This is a genomic window from Paraburkholderia susongensis (assembly GCF_900177725.1).
Lineage (GTDB): Bacteria > Pseudomonadota > Gammaproteobacteria > Burkholderiales > Burkholderiaceae > Paraburkholderia > Paraburkholderia susongensis.
In genome coordinates this window covers 253,662-268,141 of the sequence record NZ_FXAT01000008.1, presented here as the reverse complement: position 1 = coordinate 268,141, position 14,480 = coordinate 253,662, and the positions used below count along the sequence as shown (strand labels likewise).

General features: G+C 62.2%; 7 protein-coding genes. All 7 read left to right on the top strand.

The features are described from left to right. Position 1: 1 nt before the first annotated feature. The 7 genes from B9Z01_RS23560 to B9Z01_RS23530 all read left to right on the top strand — a co-directional run bounded on the left by B9Z01_RS23560 (position 2) and on the right by B9Z01_RS23530 (position 14,323). Positions 2-7,651, top strand: a complete 7,650-nt coding sequence (locus B9Z01_RS23560) for a type I polyketide synthase (RefSeq protein WP_085487475.1) — start codon at positions 2-4, stop codon at positions 7,649-7,651. Beyond that, positions 7,648-8,574: a UDP-3-O-acyl N-acetylglycosamine deacetylase gene (locus B9Z01_RS23555; RefSeq protein ID WP_143809044.1), complete on the top strand. Its 927-nt coding sequence runs from the start codon at positions 7,648-7,650 to the stop codon at positions 8,572-8,574. Before B9Z01_RS23560 ends, B9Z01_RS23555 begins: the two co-directional genes overlap by 4 nt. Positions 8,575-8,584: 10 nt before the next feature. Further along, positions 8,585-9,907, top strand: a complete 1,323-nt coding sequence (locus B9Z01_RS23550; RefSeq protein ID WP_085487471.1) for an aminotransferase class I/II-fold pyridoxal phosphate-dependent enzyme — start codon at positions 8,585-8,587, stop codon at positions 9,905-9,907. 588 nt (positions 9,908-10,495) lie between these two features. Further along, on the top strand, positions 10,496-11,668 hold the full coding sequence (locus B9Z01_RS23545; RefSeq protein ID WP_085487469.1) for a polysaccharide biosynthesis/export family protein: 1,173 nt from the start codon (positions 10,496-10,498) through the stop codon (positions 11,666-11,668). A gap of 2 nt (positions 11,669-11,670) precedes the next feature. Further along, entirely contained in the window at positions 11,671-12,489 is an 819-nt protein-coding gene (locus tag B9Z01_RS23540) for an ABC transporter permease (RefSeq protein ID WP_085487467.1), read from the top strand. Beyond that, the gene (locus B9Z01_RS23535; RefSeq protein WP_085487465.1) at positions 12,486-13,148 is read left to right on the top strand and encodes an ABC transporter ATP-binding protein; all 663 of its coding nucleotides are present in this window, start codon (positions 12,486-12,488) and stop codon (positions 13,146-13,148) included. Before B9Z01_RS23540 ends, B9Z01_RS23535 begins: the two co-directional genes overlap by 4 nt. Beyond that, complete coding sequence (locus B9Z01_RS23530) at positions 13,145-14,323, top strand: KpsE/RkpR family capsule polysaccharide export protein (RefSeq protein ID WP_085487463.1); 1,179 nt, start codon at positions 13,145-13,147, stop codon at positions 14,321-14,323. Before B9Z01_RS23535 ends, B9Z01_RS23530 begins: the two co-directional genes overlap by 4 nt. Positions 14,324-14,480 lie beyond the last annotated feature (157 nt).

Below are 14,480 nucleotides of genomic sequence, written 5' to 3'. Positions count from 1 at the left end.
GATGGAAAGGAAAATCGCAATTATCGGGATGGCATGTCGCTTTCCCGGCGGAGTAACTGGGCCCGAAGATTTCTGGCAACTGCTGTGCGACGAGCGCGACGCAGTGACCGTCGTGCCGCCCGATCGATTCGGCACGTCGTTCTACCAGCATCCGTCCAAAAAGGAGCCGGGGAAGAGCTACACGTTCTCGGCGGGCGTACTCGATAACGTAGCCGGTTTCGATGCCGCGTTCTTTGGTGTTTCGCCGCGCGAGGCGAGCCAGATGGACCCGCAACAGCGCCTCCTGCTCGAACTCGCATGGGAAGCGTTCGAGGACGCTGGCGTGCGTCCGGCCGCGATGCGTGGTCGCGACTGCGGCGTGTACGTCGGCGCCGCGAGCATGGACTATGGCAACCGCAGCATGGACGACCTGAACTGGATCGATCCGTACTCGGCTACGGGCAACACGCTCAGCATTGCGTCCAATCGCGTTTCCTATCTGTTCGATCTGCGCGGCCCGAGCATGTCGGTGGACACCGCCTGCTCGTCGTCGATCGTCGCGTTGCATCAAGCCGTGCAGGCACTGCAGTCGGGCGAAACCGAAATGGCGCTCGCGGGCGGCGTCAATCTGCTGCTCCATCCGTTTGGCTTCGTGAGCTTCTCGAAGGCGTCGATGCTGTCGCCGCGCGGCCGCTGCCGCGCATTCGACGCGACCGGCGACGGTTATGTGCGCGCCGAGGGCGGCGCTTTTGTGCTGCTCAAGCCGCTCGAGCGCGCGCTCGCGGACGGCGACACCATTCACGCCGTCATCGCCGGCTCGGGCGTGAACTCCAACGGCCATTCGCACGGCGGCATCAGTGTGCCGACGACGACCATGCAGGCCGAACTGCTGCGCTCGGTCTACCGCCGAGCGGGCATCGATCCGCGTTCGCTCGCCTATCTGGAAGCCCACGGCACGGGTACCGCAGTCGGCGACCCAATCGAGGCGCGCGCGCTGATAGAAGCGGTTGCGAGTGGCCGCCCGGCCGACGATCCACTTCTGATCGGCTCGGTCAAGACCAACGTCGGGCACCTCGAAACCGCCTCGGGCATGGCCGGTCTCTTCAAGGCGATCCTCTGTCTGAAGCACGGTGCGGTGCCGCGCTCGCTCCATTTCGAAACGCCTAATCCTGCGATCGATTTCGAAGGCGGTCGCCTGCGCGTCGTCGATCGCTTTACGCCGCTCTCGCGCCGCGAAGGCGTGCCGCTGACGATTGGCGTCAACTCGTTCGGCTTCGGCGGCACCAATGCACACGTCGTGCTCGCCGAGGCGGTGCGCCCAGCCGCGCCCGCAGCGCCTGTCATGGCCAGCATGCCGGACGCGGTCTTGCCGCCGCTCGTCCTCACGGCGCGCTCGCCGGCTGCGCTTGCCGCACTCGCCGCACGCTACCACGCGCGCCTGCAGAACTGCGCTGACTGGGCAGTGCTCGCAGCCAGCGCCGCGCGCCGCCGTGAATGGCTTGAACAGCGCGTGGTCATTGCGCCACCGGATCTGCAAGCGGGCCGCGCCGCACTTCTGATGCTCGCGGATTCGTCCGATCAGACGCTGCCGGCATACGTCGCACGCGGCCAGTCCGTGACGGCCGCCAAAGTGGCGTTCGTCTACGCTGGCAACGGCTGCCAGTGGGCCGGCATGGGCAAGCAACTCTATACTGAAGACGCCGTGTTCCGCGCGGCGCTCGACGAAGTCGACGCGCTCTGGCGTGCCGACGGCAGCGACTCGCTCGTCGACGTGCTGCGCGCCGGCGCGAGCGCCGAATGGCTCGCCGCAACGGAGAACGCGCAGCCGCTGCTCTTCGCGATCCAGGTCGGCATCACGCGCGCACTCGAAGCGCGCGGCATCGGTTTCGATGCGGCGGTCGGTCATAGCGTTGGTGAAATCGCGGCCGCGTGGGCATCGGGCGCGCTGACGCTCGCCGAGGCCGTGCGTGTGATCCGCGTTCGCAGCAGCGCGCAGGGCCTGACGCGCGGCAGCGGCAAGATGGCTGCGGCGGGTATTGGCGAAGCCGAGGCGCGGGAGTTGATCGCGCGCCTTGGTCTCGCGGAGACGGTCGAACTGGCCGGCACCAACAGCCCCGAAGCCGTCACGCTCGCCGGGTCGCTCGAAGGGCTCGAAGCGATCGGCGCTTCGCTCGCCGCGAACGGCAGCTTCTTCCAGTTGCTCGATCTCGATTACGCGTTCCACAGCAGCCGCATGGACGCCATCGAGCCAGTCGTGCGCGCCGGTCTCGCCGATCTGGCGCCGCGAGAGGGCACGAAGCGCTATGTCTCGACCGTCACGGGCGATACGCTTTCCGGCACCGCGCTCGACGCAGGCTACTGGTGGCGCAACATCCGCGAGCCGGTGCGTTTTGGTGAAGCACTCACGCGTCTCGCCGATACAGGCGTGCGCATGTTCATCGAAATCGCGCCGCACTCGATTCTGCGCCACTACGTCAAGCAGACGCTCGCGAGCCTGAATCTCGCTGGTGCCGTTGTGCCCACGCTCAAGCGTCATCACGACAGCGCGCAGATGCTCGCGCATTCGATGCTATCGGCGGTCGCGCACGGCGCGCACGTCGATCTCGACCGCTTCGTACCAGTGGTATCGCACGGCTCACATGCGGCGCTGCCGACCTACCCGTGGCAGCGCGAACGCCACTGGCAGACGGCCACCATCGAGGGCTACAACCTCGTGAATCGCCGCGTCGATCATCCGCTGCTCGGCTACCGTCTGCACGAGCATGCGTTCGCTTGGGAAAACCAGCTCGATCCGCAGCGCGTACCGATGCTCGCCGATCATGTCGTCGATGGCGGCGTTGCCTTCCCGGGCGCAGGCTACGTGGAAATGGCGCTGGCTGCTGCGCGCGTGTTCTTTCGCACGTCGGACGTCGCGTTCGAGAACCTCGAGATCCGCATGCCGGTCGTGTTCCAGCCGCAGCACGCGAAGCTGTTCCGCTTCGTGATCGATGCGCGCACTGCGTCGTTCACGATCGAGACGCGCGACCGGATGACCGACGGTCCGTGGAATCTCAACGTGACGGGGCGCCTGCTCGAAAGCGGCAGCACGCTAGGCGTGCAAAGCACGGCCGACGAGTCGGTGCTTGCGCGCCTCGAAGCGAGCCCCGCGGTGCGCGGCGATGCCCTCTACGCAAGCACGACCGCTATCGGTCTGAACTACGGTCCGGCGTTTCGCTGGGTGCGCAAGGTGCAGGTGCAAGGCGACGACGCGCTCGCCGACTTCGAAGTGCCGCAGGCGCTTGGCGATGCGCAGGCGTTGGATGGCTGGCTGCTGCATCCTGCACTGATGGACAGCGGTTTTCATCCGCTCTTCGCCGTGCTCGGTCAGGCTGGCGCCGCGCCAGGCGACGTGCGTGCCGCGTTCGTGCCGGTGCAGATCGGCCGCGTCGACTTTCTGCGCGGCGAGTCGGTGCGCCGCGTGCTCGCGCGCGTGCAGCGCCGCAGTCCGCATTCGATAGTCGCATCGTTCGAATTCCTCGACGCCAACAGTGCGATCGTCGCGCGCCTTTCAGCGTGCCGTTTCCGCCGCGTCGACCTCACTGGCCGACGCCACGCCGCACCGGCACGCTTTGCCTACGTACTCGAAGCGCGTCCGCTGCCTGAGGGTTTCACAGCCGCCGCGCTGCCCGCGCCAGCTACGCTCGTCGGACGCGGGAGCGCGCGTCTCGCCTCGCATGAGGACAGCATGCAGCGTGCGCGCCACTTGACCGAAACGCTGCCGTTGCTCGACGTGCTCGCGGGCCTGTACGCGTTGAACGCGCTAGATGCGATCGACGCGTTCGCGCAGCCGAGGTTGCCCGCTCTCGCCAATGCGCCACTGCTCGCGCGCCTTGCGCAGATCGTCGTGGAAGACGGTCTCGCCCGTTTCGAGGGCGAACGTCTCGTGCGCGATGACGCCGCCTGCGCGGCGATGCCCGCGCTCGACGCGCTGTGGCGCGACGTGCTGGCGAATTCGCCGGCGCATGTCGCCGAACTGACGCTGCTTGCACACGTCGGTGCGGCGTTGCCGCGCGTGCTCCGCGACGGAGCATCCGGTGCCGCTGCGCCCGCGGTGCTCTCGCCGACGGGGTGCAGCCTCGTCGAGCAGTTTTTCGATGCCTCGCCCACGTGGTCGCATGCCCGCGCGATGCTCGCTGCCTGCGCGAAGGAAGCGCTGGCAGCGTGGCCGCGCACTCGCCGCCTGCGCGTGTTGGAAATCGGCGCGACGAGTGGCGAAGTGCTCCAGCCGCTCGACATCGATATGCCGGCGTCGCAGTGCGAGCACGTGCTTGCGGGCACGCACCAGCAGCTCGCCGCGCTCGATGCGCAAGCGTACGCCCATGTTCAGACGCTGCTGCTCGGCGAAAACGAACCGCTTTTCACCTATTGCCGTGACGCTGCGCCGTTCGACGTGATCGTCGTCAACCGCATGATCGGCGAACAGGCCGATCCGCTCGCTGCACTGCAGGCGATTGCCGAACGGCTCGCGCCGAGCGGGATAGTCGTGCTCGCCGATGCGCGCCGCAGCCGTTTCGCCGACATCGTCTTCGGCGTGGCGGGCCACGAGGTCGCCGCAGAGGCCTACGGCGCGCTCGCGCCGGCCGCACTTCAATCGCTTTGCGAGCGCGCCGGTCTGAAGGACGTCGCACGTTACACAGAGCAGGGCCTCGATCTCGAAGGTGCGCCGACGCTGATGGTCGCGCGCAAGCCCGCCTCTGTGCAGCAGATGCAACCCGGTTCAGCCGACGTACAGCCCTGGCTGATCGTGCAGACCGGCAACGACGCGTTCGGCCCCGCGCTCGCACAGGAACTTGCGCGTCATGGCTGTCAGGTCGAATCGACGGGCATACGCGAAGCGGCCGCGTGGCTCGAACGCAAGAACACGCACGCGCAGATCGTGTTCGTCGCGCCGCTCGTACGACTCGACGACGCCAGCGGCGCTGACGTGATGCACGCGCAGCAGGGCGGTGCGCTCGCGCTCGCCACGCTCGCACGCGAACTCGACGCAGCCGGCGTGGCCGCACAGGCGAGCCTGTGCGTGGTGACACGCGGTGGCGCGCCGTTCGGTCAAGGCGCGGCCACAGCGGCGCAGCCCGACCAGGCGAGCCTATGGGGTCTCGGTCGCGTGATGGCGAACGAATATCCAGCGCTTGCGCTGCGCCTCATCGACGTGGCGTGCGCCGATGGCGAGGCCCTATCGCAACTGGTGCACGCGCTCACGCACGACGACGGCGAGGAAGAGGTGCTGCTCACGACGCAGGGCCGCTACGTGCCGCGCATGCTGCCGGCGCAAACAGCCGAACGGCAGATTCCCCGCGACGAATCCATGGCTGAGCAGGTGGCGGACCCTGTGCCTGCCGTGCTGGCGTTCGATATGCCTGGCTCGCTGCGCAATCTCGAATGGTTCGCTTTGCCCACGCGCGAATTGAATCCTGGCGAAGTCGAGATCGCGCCGATGGCGACCGGCCTGAACTTTCGCGATGTCATGTATTCGATGGGCCTGCTCTCCGACGAGGCGGTCGAGTCCGGCTTTGCAGGCGCGACGATTGGCATGGAACTCTCGGGCCGTATCGTGCGCGTCGGCGCTGACGTCAAAGGTTGGGCGCCCGGCGACGCGGTGCTCGGTTTCGCGCCGGCTTCGTTCGCCACGCACGTGGTCACACGTGCGAGCGCGGTCGCGCGCAAGCCCGAAACGATTTCCTTCGAGGCAGCCGCTACGATTCCCACCACGTTCTTCACCGCGTACTACGCACTGTGCGAACTCGCACGACTGCGCCGCGGCGAGCGCGTGCTCGTTCACGGTGGTGCAGGGGGTGTCGGCATCGCGGCGATCCAGATCGCTCGTCATCTCGGCGCGGAAGTGTTCGCCACCGCTGGCACCGACGAGAAGCGCGAGTTCGTGCGCTTGCTCGGCGTCAATCACGTGTTCGACTCGCGCAGCCTCACGTTCGCCGACGACGTGCGCGCCTGCACGAACGGCGAGGGCGTCGACATCGTGCTCAACTCGCTCGCGGGCGAGGCGATGGTGCGCGGCATCGACACGCTGCGTCCGTTCGGCCGCTTCCTCGAACTCGGCAAGCGCGACTTCTACGAGAACAGCCAGATCGGCCTGCGGCCGTTCCGCAACAACATCAGCTATTTCGGCATCGATGCCGACCAGCTCATGGGCGCGCTGCCTGAGCTCACCACGCGCCTCTTCGAGGAAGTGATGGCGCTCTTCGCGAACGGCGTGCTGCACCCGCTGCCGTATCGCGCTTTCCCCGCCGCACGCGCGGAGGAGGCGTTCCGTTACATGCAGCAGGCGCGCCAGATCGGCAAGGTGCTCGTCACTTATGCGTCGGGCACGCCCGGGCCCACGCGTGGCGCTGCGCAGCTCGCGCTGCGCCTCGACCCGGAGGCGGCGTATCTGATCGTCGGCGGCACGGGTGGTCTCGGTTACGCGAGCGCGCGCTGGATGATCGCGCGCGGCGCGCGTCATCTCACGCTCGCGAGCCGCCGCGGCGAGCTCGACGCGGCGAAGCTGCAGCAACTTGAACGCTGGCGTGCCGAGCACGGCGTGACCGTGACGGTAACGGCCTGCGACGTGACCGACGCGGCGGCGCTCGATCGTCTGGTCGACACCATCGAGGCGCGCGGAACGCCGCTCAAGGGCGTGCTGCACTCGGCGATGCGCATCGACGATGGCCTGCTGCGCAACATCGACGACGCGCGCATGCTCGCCGTGCTCGAACCGAAAGTTGCGGGCGCATGGAATCTACACCGCGCAACGCAGCGCTGCGCGCTCGACTTCTTCGTGCTGTATTCGTCGGCCACGACTTATCTCGGCAATCCGGGCCAAGGTGCGTACGTGGCGGCCAACAGCTTCCTCGAAGCGCTGGTCGCGCATCGCCGCGCGGCCGGGCAGCACGCCGCCTTCATGGCGTGGGGGCCGATCGAGGACGTCGGCTTCCTCGCGCGCAACAGCGCGACGCGTGAAGCGCTGCAGGCGCGCATCGGCGGTGCTTCGATCACCTCCGGCGAGGCGATGGCGGCACTCGAGCGCGCTCTGGCAAGCGGTGCGGCCGGCGAGGCCGTGGTGCGCCTGGACTGGGCAGCGATCGCGCGCGGCATGCCCGCAGCGCAGGCGCGCCGCTACATGGCGCTGCAAGGCGGCGCAACCGAGACGACGAGCGACGACGGCGCGCTGCTCGAACAGCTGCGCGCGCTACCCAGGGCCGAAGCCGTCGCGCTGGTCGAGACCGCGCTGCGCGGCCACATCGCGCGCATCCTGCACATGTCGCCGGAGCGCGTCGTGCTCGACCGCTCAGTACTCGATCTCGGCATGGATTCGCTGATGGGCATGGAGCTCGGTATGGCGGTGGAGGAATCGTTCGGCGTGAAGCTGTCGATCATGGCAATCGCCGAAGGGGCGACGGTGCACACGCTCGCCGTACGCATCGTCGACATGCTCGATGACGAGAGCGGCAAGAACGCGCTCGGAACGAAGGGCACGGTGAATGACGCGAACGAGGAAATCGCGGCGCTGGCCGAGCGACACGCGCTCGACGAAAAGGAGGCGCGCGCGCTGCTCGAACGCAGTCGAAACAACGGCAGCAACGATCAGGATCAACAGGGAGACGAGCCATGTCAGTCGACGCCGGCGTTTGCGGAGTGAAGCTGCCCGCGGGCTGGCAGGCGAGCGAAGGCACGCTGGCGCGCCCGCTCGAACTGTCGGGGCGCGGCTTGCACACCGGGCAGCGGGTGAACGTGCGCATCCTGCCCGTCGCGACCGCGACAGGCGCGGGCGAGCGGCACGGCATCGTGTTTCGCCGCACTCACAAGGGCCGAGCGCTGGGTACGGTGGCTGCCGATCCGTCGCTGCGCCGGGGCCAACCGCTCTGCACGATGCTGCACGGGAACGATGGCCTCGGCGTGCGCACGGTCGAGCACCTGCTTGCCTCGCTGCTCGCGTGCGAGATCGATCACGCGATCGTCGAACTCGACGCCGAAGAGGTGCCGATTCTCGACGGTAGCGCGCAGCCGTGGATCGACGCGATCCTGGCGTGCGGGCGCATCGCGCTGCCGCAACCAAAGCGCTTTTTGCGGGTGCTCAAAAGTGTGAGCGTCGCCGACGGAGAAGGTGAAGCGCGTCGTGAGATGCGTGTCGAGCCTGCCGACGACTATGCGCTCAGCGTGCATAACAACGACCTCAAGGGGTTCGGCGACATGGAGTGGCACGGCGTGCTCACGCCGCGCGCCTTCGCCGACGAAATCGCGTCGTCGCGCTCGTATGGGCAGATCAAATGGGCTGTGCCCGCGATCGTCGTCGGCTATCTCCGCGGCTGGCCCATTCTGCGTGGCGCACGGCTGTCATGCACGGCGGCGATCATCGGCAAGCGGGTCGTCGGCGGACTGCGTCAGCCCGACGAGTTCGTCCGGCATCGCGTGCTGGATCTGGTCGGCGATCTCGCGCTCGCAGGCGCGCCGTTGCTGGGCCACGTGAGCGCGCGGCGGCCGACACATGAAATGAACTACCGGCTGCTTGCCGCGTTGCTCGGTACACGAGGCGCGTGCGAGTGGGTTGAGGCGCACGCGTAAGGCAGGGTACATGGGACTCGGAGAAACACTACGGCAGCAGTTGGCAGCCAAAGCACTGAAGCGGCAACTGGAGCGCGCGACTGATGCGGCTGCGGCGCCGGGCGTGCCTGACGGCCAGGCCGCGCAGGCGCTGTCCGCGCGCAGCCGCTTCGAAGCGATGCCGCAATTCCAGCAGGTCAAGCTGATGCGCGAGATGGGCGAGACACTGCGCGTAGAGTCGCCGTTCTTTCGCGTACACGATGGCGTTGCGGGTGCGACGACGCAGATCGGCGGTCGCGAGTACATCAATTTCGCGAACTACAGTTATCTCGGACTGGCGGGCGATCCGACTATCGCGGCGCGTGCCAAGGCGGCTATCGATCGTTACGGCACGTCGGCTTCGGCGAGCCGCATCGTCGCCGGCGAGCGGCCTGTGCATCGCGAGCTTGAACGAGCACTCGCCGCCTTCTACGAAACGGACGACTGTGTTGCGTTCGTGAGCGGCAATGCCACGAACGTCACCGTGATCGGCGCGCTGTTCGGACCGGGCGACCTGATCGTTCACGACGCGCTCGCGCACAACAGCATCGTGCAGGGTGCGCAGCTGAGCGGTGCGAAGCGCCTGAGTTTCGCTCACAACGACTGGCAGGCGCTTGACGAACTGCTCACGCGAGTGCGCCGTGAATACCGCAACGTGTTAGTCGCGATTGAGGGCCTCTACAGCATGGACGGTGATCTTCCCGATCTGCAGCGTTTTTGCGAGGTAAAGGAGCGACACGGTGCGTTCCTGCTGGTCGACGAAGCACATTCGCTCGGTGTGCTCGGCGCGACGGGCAGAGGCATTCGCGAGCACTGTGGCGTGACATCGGACCGCGTTGATCTGTGGATGGGTACGATGAGCAAGACGCTGGCGGGTTGCGGCGGCTTCATCGCCGGATGTCAGCCGCTCGCCGACATACTGCGCCATCTCGCGCCCGGGTTTCTGTACAGCGTGGGGCTGGCGCCGGCGCTTGCCGAGGCTTCGCTCGCAGCGCTGGAATGCTTGCTCGCGCAACCTGAGCGTGTCGCGCAACTGCAAGCGCGCGGTCGCCAGTTCTTGAGCGAGGCGCGCGCGGCCGGACTCGATACGGGGACGAGTGCCGGCTACGCGGTCGTGCCCATCATCACAGGCAGTTCTTTGAAGGCTGCGCAGTGGGCGAATACGCTATTCGAAGATGGCATAAACGTACAGCCGATTTTTTATCCGGCCGTCGAGGAGAAAGCAGCGCGCTTGCGCTTTTTCATTTGCTCGACGCATGAGCCGGAGCAGATCAGCCAAACGGTTGCGGCGGTGGCAAGGCTCGTGGGGCGGTGAACACTTAAGTGCGATGTATTGGTTATTTTCTGCAGCGATAGTGTCGTCTATGTAAAGGCGCAAATGTTTGCGAACACCGTTTTGACTGTATTCAAATTTCAACAGGGCTAAGAAAAGTTATCTTATGCGATAAATACTGGCTAAAATGTTCACTGTCTTAGAACGTTGTCAAACGCACCGACGATGATGGTCTGCGATAAGAGGACACACGCTTGCACGAATTGCAGCGTGGATCCGTTGTGGGCAGAAGGTCGTTCGCTGCGTGCCGTGTACTGAGGGGCGAAAACGCGACCCTGCATCATCACGACAATTCGATTCGGACCCAACCAGATCGCAAGATTGAAACAACAATTGCAGGAGCGCCCAGCCGAAGTGATTGGCGCGACCGCTTGGTCGACGAGAACCGCCGGTGGATTTATTTCCATTCTTAACAAGAGTTGATCGGCTGACGTTCCAGAATGATTATTAAATGATGCGCTCACCGGGGCGAGGTCGCGAAACGCAATGAATGATCGGCTGTGGCCGTGCATTTTCAGCATCGTGACTGGTCCGATTGGAAGGCAGCGCCAGATTCAGGTTTTACGGGTCATGAAAAAGAATTTTTTTGCAATTTGCCTTCCTGCAGTTTTGACCCTTACAGGGTGCGGAACATTTCCTGACTGGATCCCGACTTCAGGAGCGAGTCGTCAGCAGGTTCTGGAGCAGCACGACTCGGGACGGATCAAAGGCATTCAGGTGGTGGACGTCAACGATGTGCTGGCGCGAGAACTCGCAAAGGCGAAACAGCGGGGACAGTTCTCGGACATCTTTACGAGCAAGGCGGGCAACAATTACGGTGTCGGTCCTGGTGATGTGCTCGAAGTGACGATCTGGGAAACACCGCCCGCGATGCTGTTCGGCTCGACGGCACCCGTACCGTTGCCGTCGCTCAGCTCAGGCGTGGCGACCAGCGTGACATTGCCCACGCAAATGGTCGCCGCCGATGGCACCATCACGATTCCATTTGCGGGCCGCGTCAGCGTGGCGGGCCGCACTACGGAGCAGATCGAGGCCATCATCGTCAGCCACCTCAAAGGCAAGGCGAACCAGCCGCAAGTGCTCGTGACAGTGGCGAAAAACAATGCTTCGAATGTCACGATCGTGGGCGAAGTCAATACCAGCTCCATGATGCCGCTCACGCCGAAGGGCGAGCGTCTGCTGGACGCACTCGCGTTTGCGGGCGGATTGAAGCAGCCGGTCAGCCATATGGCCGTGCAACTCTCGCGGGGGAATACGACGGACGCAATGCCGCTTGACTCGGTGATTCGCGATCCGAAGCAAAACGTGCTGCTTGAACCTGGCGACGTGGTGACGGCGCTTTTCCAGCCGCTGACCTTTTCAGTGCTCGGCGCGACGGGCAAGAACGCCGAGATTCCGTTCGAAGCTCAGGGCATCTCGCTGGCTCAGGCGCTGGCTCGCTCTGGTGGATTGAACGATAACCGCGCGGACGCACGCGCCATCTTCGTGTTCCGTTTTGAGGACGCGAAGTTAGTGAAAAACATGGATCCGTCGGTCAAACCCAGCAACGATAAAGTGCCAGTAGTGTACGAGGTCAATTTGCGCGATCCGGCGGCGTTTTTTGTGACGCAGAATTTCCCGATTGAGAATCATGACTTGATCTATGTCTCGAACTCGCCTGGAGCGGAGTTTAGAAAGTTCCTTTCGTTTCTCGCATTGGTGGCGAATCCGGCTTTGACTTTTACTAACGATTTCAGTAATTAATCATGACCGGGAGAAGTCGTACACCCCTAGAAGTAACGATCTCCGTCTGGTGGGCGATGTTCTTGCGAGAGGCATTGGATCGCCTATTTGAGGCGCGTGCAGCGTGGCTGTGGCTCTTGTTAGAGCCTATCGTCTATATCGCATTGCATGCGTTTGGATTCGAGACGTTCCGAATTCACCAAGTGGGAGGGCTGGCGATCAACATGTGGATCGTCGCTGGGTTCATCGGATTTCTGCTTTGGCGCCGAACTTGGATGCAGGTTTTGCACGGGGTTGATTGCAACAAGGCGTTTTTTGCTTACCGACAGGTTAAGCCATTCGATGCAGCAATCGTCCGGGCTGTACTGGAAATATTTTTGATGGTGCCGGTTTCGATTGTCATGTTTTCGATAGTACTCGGGTTTGGCCACGGGATGACGCAGAATACGCAAAATCCCATCTGGTTGCCGCAGGATCCGTTACTGGTAATCGCAAGCGTTCTAGGGCTATGGTTGTTGGGACTGGGGTTTGGCCTCGTTACTTCAGTCCTAATGAGTTATGTTAGGGAGGTTGATCACATCTTCAAGATGCTGTATTTGCCACTCTATTACATCTCAGGTGCTCTAATGCCAATTTCGATGTACATTCCACTTCCGTATCAGTATATTTTTGTGGCGAACCCAATTGTCAATGGGGTCGAAATGATGCGACTTGGCTTTTTACCGGAATACCATGTGCTCAAGGGGGTGAGTCTCGAATACCTATACGCTTGGGCACTGGGTCTTCTGTTGCTCGGGTTGGCGCTTTATAAACGGTTTTCCCGAAAGCTGGTGATGCTGTGATACTGATTGAGAACGTCCACAAACGTTACACGACTGAGCATGGGGTCGGAGAGTGGGTGCTGCGCGGCGTCGATATGGCGATTCCATCGAAGCAAAGCGTTGCGCTGATCGGAAAAAATGGTGCGGGCAAATCTACTCTACTTCGGATTATTGGCGGCATCGATTTTCCAACGAAAGGGCGCGTAGAGCGACGTTGCAGGGTGTCTTGGCCAATGGGGGCGGGTGGCCTGGAGGGGACACTGACGGGGAAACAAAATGCAAAATTTGTGTGCCGGGCACATGGTCACCAGAATGAGCTTACGGATCGTCTTGCATTTATCCAGGATTTCGCCGAATTGGGCGATGCATTCAATGCTCCTGTGAGGACGTATTCCTCTGGTATGCGATCGCGTCTGCAATTTGCCTTGTCATTGGCCTTCAATTTTGACGTTTATATCTCGGATGAGGTGACTTCTGCCGGCGATGCCAGGTTTAGAAAAAAAGCACACGATGCATTCAAAAACATGGCGAATCGGGCAAGTGTGATTATGGTGTCGCATGACGAGACGACGCTCAAGCAGTTCTGTCAATCTGCCATATGGATCGATGGCGGGCGGGCTCATTGGTTCGATAAAATCGATGACGCATTGAAAGTGTATAAGGATAAGATTTTGTCATGAGCGAAACATCGATAAGTAGCGCTGATTTTGCGAATCGCGTGAGTGGATTTTATGGGGTGTCGAAGAAGTGGATATTTTCGGTTAAAGTCTTTCGTCTTATTGTTAGGCTAATTGTCGTTTACGCGATTTTGTCTATACCATATTGGTTGTTTTTTTCCTCCAATCGATATGTTTCTAGTGCAACCGTCGTTCTGCAGAGCACGGACCAGCTAGGTGGTTCGGGTGGAAGCTCGCCTATTGGAATTGCCAGTATTGCGGGAATCGGTAGCCAGAATAGCGGCGATCAGCTTTTGTTAAGTTCATATCTTTTGTCGCTCGATATGCTCAACAAGCTCGACGCTGCTTTCGACCTGCGTTCCCACTACAGTAACTGGCACAAGGATCCCTTCTCGCGGATGTGGTTCAAGGACGAGCCAATCGAGTGGTTTTATAAATATTGGCTATCTCGTGTCGATGTCGAGTACGATGATTACAATGGTGTGCTAGATATTACAGTTCAGGCCTATGATCCTGAAACTGCGCAAAAAATCGTGCAATTTATGATTCGCGAGGGTCAGGCACATATGAACTTGATAGGACATCAAATCGCGCAGTCACAAGTCGATTTTTTGACGAAACAGGTGGCGCTCACACATGATCGCCTTTTGGAAAGTACGAGAAACCTGATTGACTTCCAGAATCGTCAGGGTTTGGTTGCCCCGCAAGCTACCGCTGAAAATCTCAATGCAATTATCGCCAACCTTGAGACACAGAAAACGGCTATCCAGACACAACTGGCATCTTTACCTGCCACGTTGAATCCAAATCAACCTACTGTAGTGATGCTCAAAAAGAATCTCAGCGCAATTGAGGGACAGATTTCTCAGAAGCGCGCTGAATTGGCGTCTCCCTCAAGAAGAACACTCAACTACACCGTCGAAGAATTTCAGCGTCTGCAAATGCAGGTCAGCTTTACAGGGGATTTATACAAGACGGCGCTCTCGGCGTTAGAGCAAGGTCGCATGAATGCCGCACGTACGCTCAAGATGGTGTCGATTCTGCAAGCTCCGACTCTGCCGGGCTATCCGATGGAGCCTACACGCTTCTACAACGCGTTCGTTACCTTGCTAGTGGCGCTAGCGACGATCGGTGTTGTGAAATTGGTCGAAAGTATCGTCCTTGATCACGTGGATTGAGAGCGGAATGAAGACCCTGATTATCGCGCGCTGGCGATTTGTTCACGTCATCGCCGGAAGAAGCTAATGGCAGGCTCGAGCGTGCTGCCTGGCTGTCATATCGCCCCAGACGGACCGCGCTAGGCAATTCGTTGCATGAAGAAAGTAGCGGTTCGAA